Source organism: Spirosoma sp. KCTC 42546 (assembly GCF_006965485.1).
GTDB lineage: Bacteria > Bacteroidota > Bacteroidia > Cytophagales > Spirosomataceae > Spirosoma.
In genome coordinates this window covers 7,668,202-7,688,647 of record NZ_CP041360.1, presented here as the reverse complement: position 1 = coordinate 7,688,647, position 20,446 = coordinate 7,668,202, and the positions used below count along the sequence as shown (strand labels likewise).

Genomic DNA, 20,446 nt, shown 5'->3' with positions numbered 1-20,446 from the left:
CTATCCAATTGGAAGGGTTATTGTGAATTCTGTAAATACTCCCGCTTCTGTTGCTACACTTAGCTGGCCACCATGCCCTTTCGCAATAATATCATAGCTGAGCGATAAACCCAGGCCAGTTCCTTCGCCGGTGGGTTTAGTCGTGAAAAAAGGCTGGAATACTTTGTTCCGAACGTCATCTGGAATGCCGGTGCCATTATCGCGTACCTGAATAATCAATTGATCGTTGGTTTGAGTGGTTGTAACGGAAACCGCCGGTACAAATTCTGCTGCTAGCTGGCTTTTCTGTTGAACGGCATAAAACGCATTATTGAACAGATTGACCAGTACCCGCCCAATGTCTTCCGGTACAAGGTTAATGGTTGGTAGATTGGGCGAAAAATGAGTAGTCAGGTGGGCATTGAAGGACTTATCTTTGGCTCGGAGACCCTGATAAGCCAGGCGAAGGTATTCGTCGATAAGGGCATTTAAATTGGTAGGTTGTTTTTGACCCGAACTGGCTCGACTATGCTGGAGCATCCCCCGAACAATGCTGGCTGCCCGTTTGCCATGGTCACTGATTTTTTGTACGTTCTGGCCCAGGTCGCTTAATAAATCGGTTTCCAGATCTTTATCACGCTCACCATCGGGCTTTCCCCGTTCTTCATTCAGTTCCTCAACTAATTCAACCGAAACCTCGGCAAAGTTGTTGACGAAATTAAGTGGATTCTGAATTTCATGGGCAATACCCGCTGTGAGTTCCCCCAGGGAGGCTAATTTCTCCCGTTGCACTAACTGGGCCTGCGTTGCCTTTAATTCCTCTAATGACTGATGGAGTTCGGCTGTGCGTTCGTGAACCTGTTCTTCCAGCAGTTCATTTTGGCGGGCTAATAGGTGTTGTTTTTCCTGTTCCTGGGCTAACGTTCGGGCTGAGAGTTGCTCTACTTCCCGGAGATTTTTATCCAGCGCATTGTAGGTTCGGGTATAATCACGAACCAACGAGAGGGATAGACCAACCGGAATACTGAAAATGGATATGGCCCCCAAACCAATAATAGCCACTAACATATATTCAAAGGAATTTTTTAAGGCGGATTCCATGATGCCCGCAGCAATACTGATCACGATCATCAGCAAGACGCAGTAAAGGCTAAATTTGAGTGAATTCCAGGGAAGCCTGGCATCGGTATCGTTGGTTTTGCGCCCTAACCAGCTTACCCGAACGTAGTCGATGTTGACCAGCCCAAATGGAACCCAGGATAGTCCATCCGGAGGAGTACCTATCGCAAATCGGTAAAGCTGGTCAATGACTACCGTGCTAATTACCGTATAGTATATCCAGTTTCGGCGGAGGTGTAAGTATTGGTAAACAGCAGTGAGGAGCAGTATAAAGCCCGCATGCATACTTAGATCACTAATCATATCTGTAACAGATACATGCGTAAGGGTGCCAACGTACTCATCTAGTTCGGCTATGAGGAAGATCAATGCAAAAAAGAACATACCCCAGGCGAGTATCCGGTTGATGGCCTGGCTGCGGTTAGCTCGATAGAACAAGAAGTGAAGTAGCGCCAGCATACCGAACACGCCGATGAAACAGCCATCCAGGGCAGATGTCCATTGAGCCTCATCACGCAATAACTCACCTGCCTGATCAGGATTGTAGAGGTGAATACTAATCGGAACAATATTCGTAGATGCCTGAATGACTGGGTCACGACGGAAGCGATAGCGAATGGCTAGTATATGCTGATTGGTATCTGGAAATCGAATCGGTACAAACCGAAGGAGCCGCTGAGATCCACCTGAGTCGAACTGGGCAGGCTTGAGCACGGCCAGCAAGCGACCATCAAGATAGATTTCAGAAGCGCCGAATTGTTTAACAACTAGCCTAAGGTCCTGATTAACAATGCCGGACCGAGGATGAAGGGTTTTTCGAAACCAGCCTTTGTTTTGTTGCCATGTGTCTGACGCTAGCTCAATCGACCTGTCAGTAGCAAGCTTTTCCCAGTTGCTATCGTTGAAGGTAGAATCAGCCCAGTGCAGATTATCGCCAGGCATAAACCGCCAGTTAGAGCCTTCTAATTCATCACTATCCGTCACAATGCGAAACCCCTGGCCAACGGCGGTATTAACCAGTAGGCTCATCATAATCACCCAAACTAGAAGTCGATTCATCGGGCTAAAATACAATATCCTTTTAAGTAATTTCATTTCAGAAAAATGTATACCGATCTGTTTTCTTAGTCGCACGTATAGTAAGGCATTTTGGCCAACTGAAGCCCGTAGCTTGTTGCAACGGTAACGATACTGAGCGGGTAAGCCTAAATTCACGGTAAACTAATCTTTATACTGCATTTGTTGTCTAACCAAAAAAGAATAATCCGGTGAAAACTCACAAACACATGCATGTTCTTCTGACAGCGCTTCTTATGCTAACAGCGCTATCTGGTATACATGCCCAATCAAAAGGATATACATTAGGGGATGCCGTTGCCGATTTTCGTCTGAAAAGTGTGGATGGGCGTAGTGTTTCGCTGGCGGATTACCGCGACCAAAAAGGGTTGATCGTCGTTTTTTCTAGCAATCATTGCCCATTTTCGAAAACGTACGAAGACCGGTTGATTGCCCTGGATCGAAAATTTTCACCCCAGGGGTATCCGGTGCTGGCAATCATGCCTAATGATCCGACTGCCTATGAGGAGGATTCGTTCGAGAATATGAAAGCCCGCGCCCGGGATAAAAACTTCCCGTATGCGTATACGATTGATGAAACGCAGGCTACAGCTCGCGCATTTGGTGCTACCCGTACACCACAGGTGTATGTACTCAAGCAAACAAATGGCCAGTTTATCCTGGAATATGTGGGTACAATCGACGATAACCCGCAGGACGAAGCCAGTGTAAAACGTCGGTACGTCGATGACGCCGTTAGTAGCCTGTTAGGAGGCCGCCCTGTACAATCGCCCATTACCAAACCCATCGGCTGCGCTATTAAGTGGAAGTAAAAAAGAGAGAGGAGTGGGAAGAAAGGGAGGAGGGGGAGGAAAGGGATGAGAAAGAAGGATAATTTATAAAGTAGCCCTTTTTTCGTTTTCCTCTTGTCCCTTTTCTCCTTCCTCCCTTTCCTCCCTTTCCTCCCTTTCCTCCCTTTCCTCCCTTTCCTCCCCCTTCTTTCTGGCACGACCTTTGCCAACGGGGTTGGTACAAATCAAACTACACAGAAACGGTATGAAAAAGCCCCAGTTAATCTTGACCCAACTTAGACATGTAGCAGGTACCCTGATGCTGGTTGCATCGCTGGCGTTGTTGCAGGCTTGCGGTTCAGATGGTAAAAAAGAGTCTCGAACCGAAGATGCCCTGGAAAAAACGGGTGATGCGATCTCGGCGGATACAAAAGATGCTACCGAAAAAGCAAAAGAAAATTTGGACGAAGCCGGCGATAAAGCTGATGCTAAATCGGATGAGCTATCCGCTGATTTTAAGCGTGAACGCGATGAAGCAGTCGCTAAAATGAAGATCCAGAAGGATAAACTGGATGCAAAAATTGATGAATTAAAAGTAAAGGCAGATAAACAGAGCGATAAGGCTAAGGCTGAAACCGAGCGTCAGAAAGCGAAGCTGGAAGTTGAACGGGAGGAGTTAGCCAACGACATGGATAAAGCCAAAAATGCCACCGCCGATGCCTGGAAAGACGTAAAAGCGGGCTTTAAAAGTGCCGGTCGTGATATAGGTGATGCCTTTGATAAAGCGGGCGATAAATTAAAGAAGGATAACTAACTAAATGGACAATGAATAATGTGAAATGACTAATGGCTTACTAATCAAAAATTACCGTTATCCATTATCTATTTTACATAATCCATTTCCTTAAAGAGATTCGCTGTTTTTGAAAACGGTGCCAATTCTGTCAAGAGTCGGCACCGTTTTTGTTTAGAGGTTGTGGAGCCAACTCCTCAATTTTGGGGACAGATGTACAGCTTTTACTTGTATTCGAACAGGGAAAATTGTTATTTTGCGGGCTAATATTGACTGTTAAAAGCGAAATGTCTGTCATTAATAAGATCAGGGAACGTTCAGGACTGGCTGTAGGCGTTATTGCCGTAAGTTTGATCCTGTTCATTGTGGGTGGAGATTTGCTCGGCGGCCGTAGCTTGCTGTTCGGTGGAGATCAACAAAAAGTCGGCGAAATTGCCGGTCAATCTATTGATTATCAGGAGTTCAATGCGAAAGTTGATGAAGTCCGGGCGCAATACGAACAACAAACTGGCCGTGCTCCTGCTGATCAGGAAATGGTTCAGATTCGTGAACAAGCCTGGAATCAGATGCTGTTCGAAATTGCCTACCAGAAAGAATTCGATAAGCTTGGCTTGCAGGTCTCGCCCGAAGAACTTGTCGACATGGTACAGGGTAATAACATCAGCCCCGCTGTTCGGCAGGCATTTACGAACCCCCAAACGGGTGTTTTCGATAAAAGCTCTATTATCAGCTACTTGAAAGGCTTAAAGAATTTGCCTGTACAACAGCAGGCTGCCTGGGCTAGCTTTGAGAAAAATCTGAGCTCCAATCGCCTTCGTGATAAGTATGAAGGGCTGATGCGTATGTCGGTATTTGCAACGACGGCTGAAGCACAGAAAGAATATCAGGCGCAGAACTCGAAAGCGAATGTGAAGTTCCTGTTCGTTCCATACTATACCATCAACGACACAACCGTTAAGGTAACGGACTCTCAGTTGCAGGATTATCTCAATAAGCACAAGGACGAATATCCGGGTACGGACAGCCGTTCGATTCAATACGTAACCTTCTCGGTGGCTCCGTCTAAAGAAGATAGCGCTACCCTCTACACGGAAATTAAATCATTGGCACGTGGCCTTGGTGCTGCCACGAATGATTCGACGTTTGCGCAGCAGAACAGCGACGTTCGTGTGCCGCTCTACCTAACGGCGGGTGAAATGCCCGAACAACTCCGGGCGGCTATCCCAACCTTTACACCGGGGGGTATTTATGGACCCTTCCGCGAAGCCAATACGTATTTTATCTACAAATACGGCGGTACCAAGAAAGACACCAGTTTTACGGCTCGTGCCAGCCATATCCTGATTCAGACAAAAGGGCTGGCGGATTCGGCTAAGGCTGAGGCTCGGCGTAAGGCAGAAGGCATCCTGAAGCAGATTCAGGGTGGCGCTAGCTTTGAGGCACTGGCGCAGGCCAACAGCCAGGATGGTTCGGCTCAGGCAGGTGGTGATTTGGGTTACTTCAAAAACAACGGCCAGATGGTAAAACCATTTGAAACGGCTGTATTTGGGGCTACCTCGGCTGGCTTGATTCCTCGTCTGGTAGAAACTGAGTTTGGCTATCACATCATTAAAGTAACACAGCCTAAAACAAACGTGCTCTATCGGATTGCAGCTATCGGTAAAACAATTGCGCCTAGCCAGACCACCCGCGATGAGGCTCTTCGCAAAGCCGACCAGTTCGCATCGGATGTACATAGCAAAGAAGAGTTTGATGCGAAAGTAAAAGAAGATAAGTCGTTGGTTGTAGCTACGGCTGAGCGAATTCCAGAAGGAGCTGCTCAGATCAATGCATTGTCAGGCTCTGAAGTTCGGCAGATTGTTCGGTGGGCATTCAACGACAAAACGGACCTGAATACGGTTTCGGAGCCGTTTGAAGTAGGTGATCAGTACGTAATTGCTGTGTTGACCAACAAAACGGAAAAAGACAAAGTAGAAGTTAGCGATTACCGCAACGAGCTGACCGCTAAGGTTCGGAATGAACTGAAAGGCGAGCAGATCATCAGTAAATTGGGTAATGCCAGCGGAACCCTGGAGAGCATTGCTGAGAAGTATGGTTCGGGTGCTCTGGTTGAACTGGCTGAAGACATCAATCTGGCAACGGGCTTCCTACGCAGCGCAGGTGTTGACCCTGTTGCCCTTGGTAAAGCGTTCGGTCTGAAGCCCGGTAAACGCTCGAAACCGTTCATTGGCGAAGGTGGGGTATTGATTATGGAAACCGCTTCCTTAACACCTGCTCCCGCCGTTGCTGACTACACGATGTACAAAACGCAAATTCAGCAAAACAACACCTCACGGGTAAGTTTCTACATCAACGAGGCTATCAAAGAAGCCGCTAAAGTAGAAGACCGCCGGTCAAAGTTCTATTAGGAATTAAATCTTGATTCACATAAAAAAGGCTTCCGCTGAATCAGCGGAAGCCTTTTTTGTAGTACCGACCGTCCCGGTCGGTACTACTCACCACGTTCGTTTACTCATGACTTTATCTAATTCCGGCCGGGTCATTTTCCCGAGTTCTGGGTGTTGACCAAGCCATCTCAGGAAGTCTGTTTTGATTTCATCTGTCCACTGGCTGTCGATCTGGCCGGTTGTGTATTTCCCGGATTTAACCGTTTCAAAGCCAAATTGATCCTTGCGGGTCACAAACTCGGCGGTGCTGACAACCTGTTCGGCCATGTGGGCAGGCACGAACAACACACCTTCCCGTTGAGCAATTACCAGATCGCCCGGCAGTACCATTACATTACCGATTCGTATTGGGGTGTTTAGCCCCATCAACACCATTTCTTCCAGAAAGGAGGGGTGGAAATCGCGGACAAAGGCGTTGAATCCCTTTATGTTCTGTAATTCCTGTAGGTCTCTTGCCGCTCCGTTAAACACGACCCCGTTGCCTGTTTTACTGAAAATGGCATTGCCTAAAGTCGCACCCATCAGGGTTCCTCCGCCAATTTTGCCGAACGCATCGGCTACGTAGACGTCGCCTTTGGTAAGGGTTTCAATTGGCCAGGTATTGGTATTACCTTTTCGTCCCTGTTTTGTAATGCCCCGTTCTTTAATCGTTTTTTCAACATCAGGTCGGCTGGGCATGAACATGGCCGTTACAGCCCGCCCGGTTACGGCTACATCGTTCTGAATCAGTTTCCAGTTACCTTCAAATTGATTGGTATAGCCTTCATTTTTTAAGACCGTCCAGGCATCATCGATACCAATGTGTTTGGCTCGTTCCACCAAGTCATCCGAAATTTTGGGCCGCCCATCGGGGAACCGTTCGCCTTTCCACTCAGAGGTTAAAAAAACCAACTCGTCTTTGGGAATGGTTTGTGCGAGCGAAGCGCCTGTAATAAATAGAGACAGTGTTACTAAGAAGACGGCGTACTTACTGTTCATTAGGTTGAAATTTGATTAATAGATTTTAAACACAGAGACACGGAGAAAAAACACAGAGAGCATTGAGAAAAAAACTCAGTTTACTCTGTGTTTATCTCCGTGTCTCTGTGTTTAAAACAACTTAATGTCCCTCTTTTGCCAGATAAGCATCTACATCTTTCTGGGTGATAGCTAACTTTTTTGGGTACTTGCCAACCCAGGTTCTGAACTCTCCTTTTATTTTATCCGACCAGTCGCCGTGAATTTCGCCCGATGGGTATTTACCTTGCTGGAGGAGTACCCGTTCAAACTCGTCACGCAGGGCTGTCATTTCAGATGCCGATACCAGTCCTTCCACCAGGTGAGCCGGAATAAATACCGTTCCGTATTCATTGGCAAACACGGCGTCGCCGGGCAATACAGTTACCTCACCAATACGAATAGGGGCGTTGATGGAGGTAGGTGTCATGTCTTTGATATAAGAAGGATCATGCCCTTTTACCCAGGCATTGAACCCTTTTGTGTCTTTTAGTTCCTGCATATCCCGGACAGATCCGTAAAAAACAACCCCCTTTCCTGTCTTGCCATAAATAGCATTCCCAAGACTCGATCCAATCAGCGTCCCGTCTTTAATCTTACCATAGCCATCTGCCACGTAGATATCACCCTTTGTTAAGATGTCGATTGGCCAGATGTTAATGCCTCCTTTTTGCGAACGGCCTTCGGCTTTTCCCTGCGCCCTGACCAGACTGTCGAGGTCGGGCCGGGTGGGCATGAACTGAGCAGTAACGGCCCGCCCGGTCATTGTTTCGCCGGGTTTAAGAATGACCCAGTCTTTTTCGACCTGATTACGGTAGCCTTTTTTGCCTAAATAGCCCCAGATCTGTTCCAGCGTGCAATTCTGTAGCCGCTCCAAAACAATATCGGGTATTTTGGGCCGTCCGTCGGGGAATCGTTCGCCTTTCCAGTTTGAGGTTAAGGCGGTAATGTATTCCGGCGATGAGCCTACCCGTTGGGCCTGGGCAAAAAAACTTACCGAAAGGGCGATGGCTGTTACTACGAGGAATGTTCTCTTTGTCATTGCTTTATGGAGAGTTGAAGGTTTAATCAAACCAATGCCAGCGCGTGGGTGGAATCAGTTTTTCCACTAGGAAACGAAGGGGTTAATAGGAATTCTAAGCAAAAAGACTGTAGCATAAGTAAAATACTGGCATTAATCAACTTATATAACTATCAGATTAATCGAATAAGCTTACCCATACTTTAGTATCAGGTTGCCAGAACATAGCCGCCAACTTATTCTGAAAATTCTGTTTGAATCGCCTTAAACCCCTCAATTTTTGCCATGAAAAATAGTTTCTCCCGCTTGTCTTCCCCCGACAGCACCTCCGATCGACGCGACTTTTTCCGTAAAGCCGGATTAGGGGGCTTATCGCTCGGTCTTATGTTCGATAAATCGCCGGACCAGGAACTGGAATTTATCACCCAGAAAGTAAGTCGGTACGCCAAACCCTCGGAATTGAAAATTACGGATATGCGGGTTGCCATTTTACAGGGTGTCCCATTCAGCAGTCCGATCATCCGGATTGATACCAATCAGGGCCTGGTTGGCTGGGGCGAAGTGCGTGACGGTGCCAGTGCCAACTACGCGCTCATGCTGAAAAGTCGATTACTGGGCAAGAATCCGTGTAATGTGGAGCAGATTTTTAAGCAGATCAAGCAGTTTGGCGGACAAAGCCGCGCGGCTGGTGGTGTCTGTGGTGTTGAAATGGCACTTTGGGATCTGGCCGGAAAGGCGTACAATGTGCCCGCTTATCAACTCCTCGGTGGTAAATACCGTGACTTCATCCGCTTATATGCCGATACACCCGAAGCGGATACCTATGAAGGTTTTGCTGAGAATATGAAGAAACGCCGGGATCAGGGATACACATTCCTGAAAATGGATTTCGGTATCGGTATGCTGGCCGATCAGCCAGGTATGCTGGTAAACGCCAATAACTGGAGCGTAAAAAAGCAGTGGAACGATTCGGAGCCCGGTAAGCTGGGTAACTATGCCAATACAAAACACCCGTTTACGCGTATTCAGGTCACGAAAAAAGGCTTGGACCGGCTCGTGGAGCACGTGGGCAAAGTGCGTGATATTGTGGGTTACGATACGCCGTTAGCTGCCGACCACTTTGGTCACTTCGACGTGAATACAGCCATTCAGATCGGGAAAGCCATGGAGCCATTCCGACTGGCCTGGCTCGAAGACCTTGTGCCCTGGTTCTATACGGATCAATGGAAACAAATTTCTGACGCCATCGATACGCCAACGCTAACCGGCGAAGATATCTACCTCAAAGAAGGATTTATCAAGTTGATCGATGCGAAAGCCATTGATATGATTCACCCGGATTTGGCCTCATCGGGCGGTTTGCTGGAAACCAAAAAGATTGGCGACTATGCTGAAGAAAAAGGTATTCCTATGGCCATGCACTTTGCTGGTTCGCCGATTTCGATGATGGCGAACGTGCATTGCGCGGCTGCTACCGAGAATTTCGTGGCGCTGGAACACCACGGCGTTGATGTGAATGGTTGGGAGGACCTGGTCACAGGGATGAAGCCTATCGTTGAGAAAGGATTTGTGCGCGTTCCTGAGAAGCCGGGCCTGGGTGTCGAGCTGAATGAGGAAGTTGCCAAGAAATTCCTCAAAAAAGGAGGCACCTGGTTTGCGCCTACCGACGTGTGGAACACGAAAGATTCTGCCGATCGGGAGTGGAGTTAAGTATGTAGCGTGGCCGGGCTGGTGCACCAGCCCGGCCACGCTACATGAGTAAACTCTCCAACGCCCTACCCAAGTCCGAATACTGGTAGGTAAAGTTGGTCTCCTCGGCAATACGTTTGTTCAATACATAGTTACCGCCTGTAACAACAATAGCCATTTCACCATAGAGCAACTTAATGGCAAAAGCAGGAATGTTAGGCAGTAACATAGGCTTATGGAGTACCTGAGCGATGGCTCGAGTCAGGGTTTCATTGGTGACCGGATTTGGGGCAACGGCGTTGTAAACTCCCTGCCACGATGGATCGGAAAGGGCCTTGATAAACAGCCGACACAGGTCATCGAGATGAATCCATGAAATATACTGCTGACCTGATCCAATGGGAGCCCCTGCACCCAACCGAACGGGTTGGACTAATTTGGGTAAAGCGCCACCGTCTTTCATCAGGACAACCCCAATTCGCAGCTTCACGGTACGAATTCCCAAGGATGCGACCTCCTCTTCCGAGCGCTCCCAGGCCCGTACTGCCTGAGCCAGAAAATCACTGCCTCCTACATTACTCTCATTCAGGGGTCGGTCGCCGGTATCGCCCCCATAATAGCCAATGGCCGAGGCTCCAATGAACGACTTAACCTGGTGTTTATTGGTACGTAGCGCTTCGGCTAAGAGTTCGGTAGACTGCGTACGGCTGCTTATGATTTCTTCCTTGCGTTGGTCAGTCCAACGCCCATCGGCAATACCTTCCCCCGCTAAGTGAATAATATGGTTGGCTGTACGAATGGCTTGTGGGTCGATGTGCCCCTTTTTGACGTCCCATTGGTACACACGCACATCGGGAATGTTCTTTTGTGACCGACTTAACAACGACACCTGGTAGCCTTCCTGTTGAAGTAATTGAGTTAGGCGACGGCCAATTGAGCCGGTACCTCCTGTAATCAAAACTGTTTGATTCATGCGTATGAGGTGGTGGGTATAAACGTATAACGAATCAAGCTAGCAGGTTGTTTGTGAGAAGAGTATATTGAATTATTGGTATTGTTGCCTAAGTCGTTGATTTTTAGCCCACTCGCTCAATAGTATTCAGGTTGCAGGGTTAGGAGGCTATTTTTACGTATATATGTTGACTGCAGCTAAACAACCTTCATCATGGCTACCCGGCAACTTGTGTTTTCTATCCTGCTCGTGCTGTTAACGTATGTTGTTGGGCAGGCACGTACCTATACCGAAGCTGAAGGGAAGGCGGCCTGGGCTCGGCTCCAGAGGCAACCGATTTCCGAAACCACCTTTCGGCAGACCTGCGACCTGATCCAGGATATGGGTCAGACGAACCTGAACTTAGCCTACGACTGGCTGGCTCAGTACGTGCCCAGGGTAAAGCAAACGGGTAATCGGCGCTGGATACATATTCTGCTTGTTAACTGGGGTAAGGCGAAAGAATCGCTCAACCATTATGATGAGGCTGAACCGCTCTTTCGGGAGGCTCGCCAGAATGCACGACCTATCCCTCTGCTTTATTGCCATGCCCTGACATACACGGTTCAGCTGTATTACGATTGGGATAAGCCCGATTCGTTGACACGCTATTTAGCTCTTGGCGAACAGGCTGCCCGTGCGGCCAATGACCGCGAAACGCTGGCGCTACTGCGTGAATTTCGGGGGGCGTCGCGCAGCCGATCAGGCCAGCCTGAAGCCATGCGGGCTGATTTCGATGAAGCAATTCAGCTGGCAACGGGATTGCCGAATAAAAATGCACTGTTTATGGCGTTGCATAGCCGGGCGTCGTACTGCTTAACCAATCCGCAGCAGCAGGTGATGGCGTTCGATAGCCTGCTCGAACTTGCCAATGATAGCAGCTTGTCCCGAAATCCCCGTTTTTATGAACGTACGACCGTTTATTTTCGCAGCCCACGGCCCACAGTTCTCTTCAAATTAGCCCAATTGAACCTATTGCTGACCGATTACGAGAATGCGGGTAAGTTTGCCGATATGGTGTATGATGCGTTGGTACGGCCCAATCCTAAGGCACCCAATGTACCGTATTTCAATGCCGAAATGGCGATAATCCGGGTGTATCAGGGCGAGTTTAAACAAGCGCGAGCGTTCGTCGATTCGAGTCGGCGACAGTTTGGTGGGCCTGAGGCCGACATTCCCTATTCCGGTTATTTTCTGGCCGCTGGTTTATTGGCCGAACAGGATGGCCAGTTGACGAAGGCCGCCGATTACTACAAACAATCGCTTTCAAAAGGGGTAACATCGGCTTCGTTTTCGCGCATTCCCCCCGAACTATTTTACGCCAGAGCCCTGCTGAAACTCGGTGACTATACCAAGGCTCGCCAGATGCTGGAACCCTTAACGAAAGCTGCAACTGTTAGTCAATACTCGGCCGTTGGGTTATACTACTACCAATCATTAGCCGCGCTCAACAAAGCTCAGGGCAATTACGTCCAGTACGGACAGGCATTAGATACCTATTATGCAATCCGGGACTCGCTCACCAGCCTGAACCAGTACCGAGCCGTACAGCAGATACTGGCGCGTGTTCGCATTCGTGACAAGGAACAGCAAATCAGTCGGTTAAATGCCGAAAATGAAGCTCGCGAACGGCAACTCCAACGCGAACGTCGATTTTACGGTGTTATCATCGCGCTGGCCTTGCTCACGATCGGGCTATTGGCGCTGTATGTTCGAAACCGGCAGGTGCGCGCTCGGCAGCGGGAAGCCTTGCAGCAAAGCCAGTTGGAACAACTGGAAAAGCAACGCCATATCGACCTGATGCAGGGAATCATCAACGCCGAAGAAAATGAGCGTCGGAAAATCGCCGATCAACTTCATGACGAAGTAAACGCGATGCTCGCCCTCGCAACGCTCAATGTATCGTCGGTGTTGGAAAAAGGGCCAGAACACGTGCAAAGCGGTCCAAAGCTGCAGAAAACCCAGGATGTACTAACGTCCGTGTCATCAACTGTGCGAGGGATAAGCCATCGGCTGACGCCCCTGTTGATTGAACGGTATGGGTTCCGGCATGCCGTTGAAGATCTGGCAGAATCGGTTAACATGGCGGAACGACTTCACCTGGACACAATCATTGTGGGCTTCGAAAACCCAGATGCCTACCCAATTTCATTCCTGAACGAGCTGTATCGAATTATTCAGGAACTGGTGCACAACATTCTTAAACACGCTCATGCTACACAGGCTACCGTAGAGGTCGTTGACCATCAGCAACATGTGACCCTCATGATTGATGACAACGGAGTAGGTATTGCCGATAATGCAGGTAAAGACGGCATGGGCCTCAGCGCCATCCGGTCGAAAGTGGCGTATCTGAACGGTCAGATGGAAATCCAGCGTAAAGCGGAAGGTGGGACGTTGGTCGTTATTGAAATCAGTGCCATATAAATGCCTTTCTGCACCTATAAATTTATCCCACACTCGTCTAATTACAGCTTACTTACCCTGAGAAAAAGGCGATCTGAACGGCGAAAGTCGGCATTCAGCCAGATTGAGTTTCGGGATTAGTCAATACGTGGCAATTTCGTCTCTGTCATACAAAACAATAGAACACTGATTTTTATGATTCGCTGGATTTGATTATGATGTAATCAGTTAAAATGAATAAGAAGGTGATCCTTGGCTAGAAAACAGTTCTTTTTATTCCATTCAAATCAGCATAAATCTTAGCCGATCCGGAGCCCAGAATCATAGAAATCAGCGTTCTATAGACACAATAGACTTGCAACCACTAGTATAAGCAACCTGATGAGCGCATTAAATCTTGGACTGGCCGGTTATGCCCTTCTGGCTCCTGGTCTTACGGCAAACCTCCCTATGCAAGGCGTAGGCATGTATATCAGCCATGTTGAAAACGTGCTGGGTACCTCGTTCACGCTGAAAGCTCTGGCCAATTCGTACACCGCTGCCCAACGGGCTGAGCAGGCAGCTCTGGCCGAAATTGACCGATTGAGTCAGGTGTTGAGCAGTCATCGTCCCGATAGTGAATTCAGTCAATGGTTGAATTCCAACGATACCGCAGTCCCCGTTTCCAGCGATCTTTTTGCTGTTTTGAGCCAGTTCGATAGGTGGCTTGACCTAACGGGAGGTGTCATCAATGCGAGTGCTGAACACATCAGTCAGCTCTGGCAACAGGCCGCTAAACAGAATGCACTGCCATCAGAAGCAAACCTGGGTATGGCATTGGCCACCACGCAACAACGGCATTGGCTACTCGATCCAGCCAACCAGACCGCTACCCGATTGAGTCAGGCATCGCTTCGGTTACACACATTTGCTAAAAGTTACGTACTTGACCGGGCGGCTGAAGCAGCTCTGGGCGTTGCTGATGTACAGGCTGTGGTACTCAATGGTGGTGGTGATCTGGTCATTCGGGGTAACTGGACCGAGCCGGTTACAATGGCTAATCCCCGGGCATCGGCCGAAAACAGCGAACCGCTGGCACGTATTGCCATCCAGAATCAGGCTGTTGCTACCAGCGGTAATTATCGGCGGGGTGTGGCGGTAGACGGCACCTGGTATTCGCACATCATCGATCCCCGAACAGGCCAACCTGCCAATGCTATTGCGAGTGCCACCGTCGTGCATCCTGATGCTGTAACGGCAGGTGCACTGGCAACGGCTTTTAACATTCTGACGCCTATTGAGAGCGCACAACTGGCCACCACTATTCCAAATACGGAGTTCTTTATTGTAACATCCGATGGTCTACAGCACACCAGTCCCGGCTGGAATGGCCTGGCAATGCCAGCACAACTCGTAACTAACAGAATAGAGACGGCGCGTTTAATGAGCGTGTCTCCACAGAAAGATAAGCTATGGAACCCCGACCAGGAGTTGCTGATTAATTTTGAACTGCCCCAGTTTCAGGGACGTTCGCACCGGCCTTTTGTAGCGGTATGGATCGAGGATGAAAATGGAAAGCCAGTTCGGAATCTGGCGCTTTGGTATAATAAACCACGCTGGCTGCCTGAACTGCGTGACTTTTATGCAATGCAGCGCAACGCTGATTTCGACGCCAATTCGATCAGTAGCGCAACCCGTTCGCCAGGGGAGTATTCACTTCAATGGGATGGGAAAGATAATGCCGGGCAATACGTGAAGCAGGCGAAATATACCATTTGCATTGAAGCTGCCCGAGAACATGGCTCCTACCAGATCATCCGGCAGGCCATGGACTTCAACGGAAAACTTAAACAACAAACGCTTCCTGGTAATGTCGAAATTGCAACCGCAGCCCTGGACTATCGCAAAAAAGGTGACGCCCGCTGATTCGCCAAAGCCTCGTTCCAGTTCAGGAAGTAAGCCGGTCTGGAAACTCGGGGGAGCAGCTTTAACCCGCTGGCTTCATCTGTATTTGTCGGTGTTCAGTTTCGTCATTGTCCTGTTTTTCGCTGTAACGGGCCTTACACTTAACCATGCCGACTGGTTCGACGATCAGTTTAGTACGACTGATTATAAAGGCAAGGTTCCGTTGGCCTGGGTAAAAACGCCTGATACGTCGGCCATAAATAAACTGGGCATTGTGGAGCAACTGCGGAGTAGCCACAGTATTAAAGGGGCCGTTAGTGATTTCAGAATTGACGACCGTCAATGTTCAATAGCGTTTCGGGGGCCGGGCTACTCGGCCGATGCCACGATTGATCGAGAGAAAGGAACGTACCAGCTTACCGAAACACGCATGGGCCTGGTGGCGGTCATTAATGATCTGCACAAAGGTCGGGATACGGGTAAGAGCTGGTCACTGGTAATTGACGGAGCTGCCATTTTTATGGCGCTGGTGTCAGTAACAGGGTTAGTTTTGTTACTCTTTCTGAAAAAACGCCGGTTAGCTGGGCTAATGGTCGTTATAGTAGGTTTCGTGATCGTGTATTTGGTCTATGCTATCGGCATCCGCTGATAGGGTATGTACGGTTGTTATCGGTACCTTTACCCGCCATAAATACTCGTTAACCCGGGCTATTCGTCAAGAAGAACATGTCAAACACCAGTCATAGCCATTCGCACGGACCCCATCATGAACAACACCTCCAGAGTTCAGATTTTATTTCAGATATAGTCATTGGCATGGCCGATGGACTGACTGTCCCGTTTGCTCTGGCTGCTGGCCTGAGTGGAGCCGTAGCTAACTCGTCATTGATTGTTACCGCCGGAATTGCCGAGATTGTTGCCGGTTCCATTGCCATGGGGTTGGGCGGATATCTGGCGGGCCGTACGGAAGCTGATCACTACGAATCGGAGCGACGACGCGAAGTGATGGAGGTGGAAACCGTACCCGAACGTGAAAAGGAAGAGGTTCGCGATGTGTTTGCCGACATGGGATTAAGTCCTGCGCTGCAAGTGGCTATTGCCGATGAGCTGGCCAAAGACAAGACGAAGTGGGTAGACTTTATGATGAAATACGAACTGGGACTTGACGAACCCGATCCGAACCGGGCCACGAAAAGTGCCTTAACCATTGGCCTATCCTATGTAGTGGGTGGTTTGGTGCCGCTGGTACCTTATTTTCTGGTCACGCAGCCTCACGAAGCGTTGCTGTACTCGGCTGGGGTAACGCTGATCTGTTTGTTTATTTTCGGCTATTTCAAAAGCAAAGTTACCGGACAGCCACCCGTTAGTGGTGCGTTTAAAGTGATGCTGATTGGTGCACTGGCAGCCGCAGCCGCCTTTGGTGTAGCCCGATTGTTTGGGTAAGGAGTTAGCATATCCACGTACACGAAGCCGTTTTTAACTAAAAATGGTTAGTGCTAACTATATGACAGCGGACTGAGATAGTAGAATTTTGGTGGATCAACCAAAACTACTTCGGTCATGAAAAACGCTACGTGTGGATTGTTGGTACTGCTGATTTGGGTGTCGTCGCGGATTGGTTGGGGGCAAATGATTCCGCAGCGGCCGCCAACCGACTTGGATAAAAAAATTCAAACGTTCCTGTCTGCTTCGATTGATTTAGCCCGGTTGCGATTATCCGGGCCTTCTTACGAGTATACTCCCGGTCTTAATAATCTGAGAAATCATCCTGGCGATGTGCTGGTACTTAACCTCGCTATAAAGTTTAATAACCAGGGGATGATCAATCAGATTTTCAATTACTACAATACTCAGTCTTATCGCACGCCAATTCCCGCTGATCCGGCTACCCTGTTAGCGGCCAATACCAATCTGCCTGGCCCCACGTCACCGGCTGACAAGCCCCCGTTTCTGAGCCATGTCAGCTTACTCTACGGGTTTCAACTTATTGGCAAAGGGGGCAAAGATGAGGACGGCTACGGTACATCTAAAACGCGCATGACCTATCTGGAAACAATGGGCTACGCACTCTATAACTACGACCTGCCCAACAGCAAAGGTCGCCTGTTTGGTGGGCCGGGTATCTACTTGGGGTATGGACTATGGGGAAAAACCAGCTATACCTATCAAGGTGGTTCTGATTCCTTTGCTGCTTTCGACAAACTCAATGGCTACCGTCGCTTCGATGCGGGAGTAGCACTTACTGCGGGCTATCAGCTAGAACAGGGGTTGCGCCTGAGCCTGGAGTATGAAGTAGGTTTACTCAATATTAACCCCGGCGCTGGGGATGATAAGACTAAAAATCGGTCGCTGAGCCTCAACATTGCTTATCCACTCAAGGCATTTGTAGACAAGCTGCGCAAAAAATAAGCTATTGACCTATCGGTAAAGTAGTTAGTACTAACTATTGTGTGCAGGGGTACGGTAACCGTGTTTTGTTGGACAAATCAATAAAATATCCAACCCATGAAATACATCCTTAGCTGCTGCTTACTAACAATAATCTTAGGCCTGCTACTGGTCGATTGTTCAAAAAAAGACGATTCGCCTACGCCTGGTACCACAACTCCGCCATCTTCTACCACAACTTCACCTCCTTCGTCGACGGCCGCGGCAGGCAGTGTGGCTATCGTTACGACACTGGCTGGTAATGGCGCAGAAGGTTATGTAGATGCAACAGGCTCTGCTGCCCGCTTTAAAAATCCATCGGCATTGGTGTGCGATTTGGCCGATAATATTTATGTGGTTGATCTGAATAATGGCCGCATCCGGCTAGTGTCGCCAACAGGCTCTGTAACGACACTAGCTGGAAGTGGAGCCGTTGGTATAACCGATGGAACGGGGACGACTGCTTCGTTCTATCTGGCAGGTGGTACCTATGTGAGTCGTGATGTAGCGGGAAACCTACTCCTGTCGGAGAACAGTACCACTCGGGCTGCCATTCGAAAAATTACGCCGTCAGGTGTCGTTAGTACCACGGCTATCGTACCGATTGGGATTGGTACTCCGCTGGGTTTTTATGGTCTCGCTGCCGCAACAAACGGTGATATCTACATTTCCGACGGCACAGCTATTCGACTTTTCCACGCTAGTAACCTCTCCATTTTTGCGGGCGGCACACGAGGATACGCCAATGGGACATTGAGTGCTACTCAATTTAGTAACCCTGATGCACTCGCCTTTGATACCGATGGTAATCTGTACGTAGGGGATGCCAATGCCTGTGTCCGAAAAATCACTCCGGCAGGTGTGGTCAGTTTGCTGGCGGGCCAGCCGGGAGTATTAGGTACTGCCGACGGCAAAGGATCAGCTGCTACGTTCAGAAATATAACCAGCTTAGTGGCTGATAAACAAGGAAATCTGTACGTAGCAGACAATACACTAATACGTCGGGTTACGCCCGATGGTACCGTAACGACGATTGCTGGCAGTGGTACGGGCTATGCCGATGGTACGGGCACGACCGCCAAGTTTAGTGACATACGGTCTATTACGATTGACAGCAAGGGCGTGTTGTACGTAGCCGATCTGACTAACCAGGCCATTCGGAAAATCGTCATTCAGCAATAGATAGTGAATCCTCCCATACCCATAAACAATCAACTGTATGAAAACCCAATCACGTTTGCTGCTGACTTTACTGGCTATTGAGCTATGCCTTATAAATGCACAGGCGCAGGTACTCACGAACCGGACTGTTGTTAAGTTTAATATGTCGGGTGTTGTTGTCAATAGTTACACCGCGCAAGTTGAGCGCGTTTTAAATCGACATAGTTCCCTGACGCTTTCGGGTAGTTTTTCGTCCGATGCGCCACTGCCATTCAAGGATGCACTTCTGAATCAATATGGGGATAATCAGGATGCCCGACGGGCGATTGAAACGACGCTGTTTACCAAGCGAATTGCAACCCTCGAATACCGGCTATATCTGGCGGGGCACGCGCCCACGGGCTGGTACGTTGCCCCCTTCGTGCGGTACGCCAGTATGGATATCAGCAATGATTATACCTATACACCCAGCGATGGTATTCTACACCATGCGCATCTGAATGCTAGTTTTAGTGGGGGAGGAGCTGGCATTTTGCTGGGTTACCAATGGCTATTTGGTAAACACATCGGCCTCGATTTGTGGTTGCTGGGGCCCTTCTATGGCACAAATGTGAAATCTACGTTCACGGGAGAAGATCCACTCTGGCCCAGTCTGAAACCGGCCGATATTGTGAAATTGAAAAGCGATATCGACAATACGCAACTGCCACTCTACACAGTGCAATCATCCCTGAATCTACCAACCATCACCGCTACTTTAAACGGGCCCTACTACGGCGTTCGGGCATTTGGGCTGGCGTTGGCGTATAGTTTTTGACGAGCAGGTTTCATTGGCTTCTGGTTGGCGTGGGTAATAACCCTTGCCAGTTGGGTTGGTAGTTTATTGAGTTAACCCGGCCTGATCGTGATCGCTTAGCGATCAAATGTTTATAGTAAAAAAGTATCCCAGAGATTATTCGGTATGTTGTAGGTGTGCCACCACATCTATTCTTGCATACCTACGGCATGCTAACAAAAGGGAAGACCGTGAAAATCTCACACCAGCCACTCCTTGGGCAGGCCCAGTTGGCGAGCATAGTGCGCTGAGGCCGTATAGTTAACCCAACTCAGGAGTTTGTTGATCTCGTCGGCAAACTCGATGTGGTAATCGGGGTCGAGTTTGATGGCTTTTTTCAGGACCTGGTCGGTGCGTTTGGCAACGTACTCGGCTGCTTTGTCGGTTCGGGAGTTGTACTTCTGAAGCAGATGAGCATTGTGGTCGTAGAATGTATTGAGCATATATAGCATCAGTTCGACCTCACCGTATTTATCCTTCGTAACCTTTAGATGGCGACTGATGTAACCACTCACTGTGCGCATATCCATCATGAGCCAGCCGGGTGTATCAGCATGAAGATTAGCGGTTCGGTCAATAAAATCCCGGATCAGGCCACGCCGTTCATCAATCGTCTTACCTTCTTCCACCAGCTCGAACTGAAGGCGTTCTGTAAGCACAGCGTCTTTCGCAATCAGACGGAGCAATAGTTTATCTTTCTCCACGCCCGACATTCGGACAATAGCTTTCTTTAGATCAGAGTCGAGGGCCATTTAATGAACAATGAATAATGTAAAATGAACAATGGATAATGTAGAATGAATAATGGGTAAAACTACATTGTTCATTCTACATTATCCATTGTTCATTAT

At 48.8% G+C, this 20,446-nt stretch carries 16 protein-coding genes; 11 read left to right on the top strand and 5 right to left on the bottom strand.

Annotated features, from left to right (window positions below; all coding sequences use genetic code 11):
- Window positions 1-2,157: a sensor histidine kinase gene (locus EXU85_RS31270; protein ID WP_142775842.1), complete on the bottom strand. Its 2,157-nt coding sequence runs from the start codon at window positions 2,155-2,157 to the stop codon at window positions 1-3.
- Between the two features lie 227 nt (window positions 2,158-2,384).
- Between EXU85_RS31270 and EXU85_RS31265 the strand changes: the two genes are divergently transcribed.
- The 3 genes from EXU85_RS31265 to EXU85_RS31255 all read left to right on the top strand — a co-directional run bounded on the left by EXU85_RS31265 (window position 2,385) and on the right by EXU85_RS31255 (window position 6,146).
- Window positions 2,385-2,987: a thioredoxin family protein gene (locus tag EXU85_RS31265; RefSeq protein ID WP_142775841.1), complete on the top strand. Its 603-nt coding sequence runs from the start codon at window positions 2,385-2,387 to the stop codon at window positions 2,985-2,987.
- A gap of 223 nt (window positions 2,988-3,210) precedes the next feature.
- Window positions 3,211-3,759, top strand: a complete 549-nt coding sequence (locus tag EXU85_RS31260; protein WP_142775840.1) for a hypothetical protein — start codon at window positions 3,211-3,213, stop codon at window positions 3,757-3,759.
- Window positions 3,760-4,025: 266 nt separating this feature from the next.
- Window positions 4,026-6,146: a peptidylprolyl isomerase gene (locus tag EXU85_RS31255; protein WP_142775839.1), complete on the top strand. Its 2,121-nt coding sequence runs from the start codon at window positions 4,026-4,028 to the stop codon at window positions 6,144-6,146.
- An 87-nt stretch (window positions 6,147-6,233) separates the two neighbouring features.
- On the opposite strand, the gene EXU85_RS31250 is transcribed toward EXU85_RS31255, so the two are convergent.
- Both EXU85_RS31250 and EXU85_RS31245 read right to left on the bottom strand, forming a co-directional pair.
- Window positions 6,234-7,163 (bottom strand): RraA family protein, encoded by a 930-nt coding sequence (locus EXU85_RS31250; protein ID WP_142775838.1) that lies wholly within the window; start codon window positions 7,161-7,163, stop codon window positions 6,234-6,236.
- A gap of 121 nt (window positions 7,164-7,284) precedes the next feature.
- Complete coding sequence (locus EXU85_RS31245; protein WP_142775837.1) at window positions 7,285-8,223, bottom strand: RraA family protein; 939 nt, start codon at window positions 8,221-8,223, stop codon at window positions 7,285-7,287.
- Window positions 8,224-8,487: 264 nt separating this feature from the next.
- Between EXU85_RS31245 and EXU85_RS31240 the strand changes: the two genes are divergently transcribed.
- Window positions 8,488-9,912: a mandelate racemase/muconate lactonizing enzyme family protein gene (locus EXU85_RS31240; protein WP_142775836.1), complete on the top strand. Its 1,425-nt coding sequence runs from the start codon at window positions 8,488-8,490 to the stop codon at window positions 9,910-9,912.
- A 40-nt stretch (window positions 9,913-9,952) separates the two neighbouring features.
- On the opposite strand, the gene EXU85_RS31235 is transcribed toward EXU85_RS31240, so the two are convergent.
- Window positions 9,953-10,864 carry a TIGR01777 family oxidoreductase gene (locus tag EXU85_RS31235; protein ID WP_142775835.1) on the bottom strand — a complete coding sequence of 304 codons (912 nt, stop codon included), beginning with the start codon at window positions 10,862-10,864 and terminating at the stop codon, window positions 9,953-9,955.
- 192 nt (window positions 10,865-11,056) lie between these two features.
- Between EXU85_RS31235 and EXU85_RS31230 the strand changes: the two genes are divergently transcribed.
- From EXU85_RS31230 to EXU85_RS31200, 7 genes are all read left to right on the top strand, one after another.
- Window positions 11,057-13,309 (top strand): ATP-binding protein, encoded by a 2,253-nt coding sequence (locus EXU85_RS31230; RefSeq protein WP_142775834.1) that lies wholly within the window; start codon window positions 11,057-11,059, stop codon window positions 13,307-13,309.
- 360 nt (window positions 13,310-13,669) lie between these two features.
- A complete protein-coding gene (locus EXU85_RS31225; RefSeq protein WP_142775833.1) occupies window positions 13,670-15,193 on the top strand; it encodes a DUF2271 domain-containing protein in 1,524 nt (507 codons plus the stop codon).
- Complete coding sequence (locus tag EXU85_RS31220) at window positions 15,138-15,821, top strand: PepSY-associated TM helix domain-containing protein (RefSeq protein WP_142775832.1); 684 nt, start codon at window positions 15,138-15,140, stop codon at window positions 15,819-15,821. The genes EXU85_RS31225 and EXU85_RS31220 overlap by 56 nt, the downstream gene beginning before the upstream one ends.
- Before the next feature lie 77 nt (window positions 15,822-15,898).
- Window positions 15,899-16,615: a VIT1/CCC1 transporter family protein gene (locus EXU85_RS31215; protein WP_142775831.1), complete on the top strand. Its 717-nt coding sequence runs from the start codon at window positions 15,899-15,901 to the stop codon at window positions 16,613-16,615.
- A gap of 117 nt (window positions 16,616-16,732) precedes the next feature.
- Complete coding sequence (locus EXU85_RS31210; RefSeq protein ID WP_142775830.1) at window positions 16,733-17,581, top strand: outer membrane beta-barrel protein; 849 nt, start codon at window positions 16,733-16,735, stop codon at window positions 17,579-17,581.
- A gap of 96 nt (window positions 17,582-17,677) precedes the next feature.
- Window positions 17,678-18,781 (top strand): hypothetical protein, encoded by a 1,104-nt coding sequence (locus EXU85_RS31205; RefSeq protein WP_142775829.1) that lies wholly within the window; start codon window positions 17,678-17,680, stop codon window positions 18,779-18,781.
- Window positions 18,782-18,818: 37 nt separating this feature from the next.
- Entirely contained in the window at window positions 18,819-19,577 is a 759-nt protein-coding gene (locus tag EXU85_RS31200; protein ID WP_142775828.1) for a DUF3575 domain-containing protein, read from the top strand.
- Window positions 19,578-19,795: 218 nt separating this feature from the next.
- Here the strand turns inward: EXU85_RS31200 and EXU85_RS31195 are convergent, their stop codons facing one another.
- Window positions 19,796-20,347, bottom strand: a complete 552-nt coding sequence (locus tag EXU85_RS31195) for a hypothetical protein (protein WP_142775827.1) — start codon at window positions 20,345-20,347, stop codon at window positions 19,796-19,798.
- Between the last annotated feature and the right edge of the window lie 99 nt (window positions 20,348-20,446).

Excerpts from the sequence above, each read along its gene's own strand:
- EXU85_RS31200 (WP_142775828.1), top strand. The coding sequence starts at position 18,819 with ATGAAAACCCAATCACGTTTGCTGCTGACTTTACTGGCTATTGAGCTA.
- EXU85_RS31195 (WP_142775827.1), bottom strand. The coding sequence starts at position 20,347 with ATGGCCCTCGACTCTGATCTAAAGAAAGCTATTGTCCGAATGTCGGGC.
- EXU85_RS31270 (WP_142775842.1), bottom strand. The coding sequence starts at position 2,157 with ATGAATCGACTTCTAGTTTGGGTGATTATGATGAGCCTACTGGTTAAT.
- EXU85_RS31250 (WP_142775838.1), bottom strand. The coding sequence starts at position 7,163 with ATGAACAGTAAGTACGCCGTCTTCTTAGTAACACTGTCTCTATTTATT.
- EXU85_RS31210 (WP_142775830.1), top strand. The coding sequence starts at position 16,733 with ATGAAAAACGCTACGTGTGGATTGTTGGTACTGCTGATTTGGGTGTCG.
- EXU85_RS31260 (WP_142775840.1), top strand. The coding sequence starts at position 3,211 with ATGAAAAAGCCCCAGTTAATCTTGACCCAACTTAGACATGTAGCAGGT.
- EXU85_RS31230 (WP_142775834.1), top strand. The coding sequence starts at position 11,057 with ATGGCTACCCGGCAACTTGTGTTTTCTATCCTGCTCGTGCTGTTAACG.
- EXU85_RS31235 (WP_142775835.1), bottom strand. The coding sequence starts at position 10,864 with ATGAATCAAACAGTTTTGATTACAGGAGGTACCGGCTCAATTGGCCGT.
- EXU85_RS31215 (WP_142775831.1), top strand. The coding sequence starts at position 15,899 with ATGTCAAACACCAGTCATAGCCATTCGCACGGACCCCATCATGAACAA.
- EXU85_RS31265 (WP_142775841.1), top strand. The coding sequence starts at position 2,385 with ATGCATGTTCTTCTGACAGCGCTTCTTATGCTAACAGCGCTATCTGGT.
- EXU85_RS31245 (WP_142775837.1), bottom strand. The coding sequence starts at position 8,223 with ATGACAAAGAGAACATTCCTCGTAGTAACAGCCATCGCCCTTTCGGTA.
- EXU85_RS31255 (WP_142775839.1), top strand. The coding sequence starts at position 4,026 with ATGTCTGTCATTAATAAGATCAGGGAACGTTCAGGACTGGCTGTAGGC.
- EXU85_RS31220 (WP_142775832.1), top strand. The coding sequence starts at position 15,138 with ATGTCGAAATTGCAACCGCAGCCCTGGACTATCGCAAAAAAGGTGACG.
- EXU85_RS31205 (WP_142775829.1), top strand. The coding sequence starts at position 17,678 with ATGAAATACATCCTTAGCTGCTGCTTACTAACAATAATCTTAGGCCTG.
- EXU85_RS31225 (WP_142775833.1), top strand. The coding sequence starts at position 13,670 with ATGAGCGCATTAAATCTTGGACTGGCCGGTTATGCCCTTCTGGCTCCT.
- EXU85_RS31240 (WP_142775836.1), top strand. The coding sequence starts at position 8,488 with ATGAAAAATAGTTTCTCCCGCTTGTCTTCCCCCGACAGCACCTCCGAT.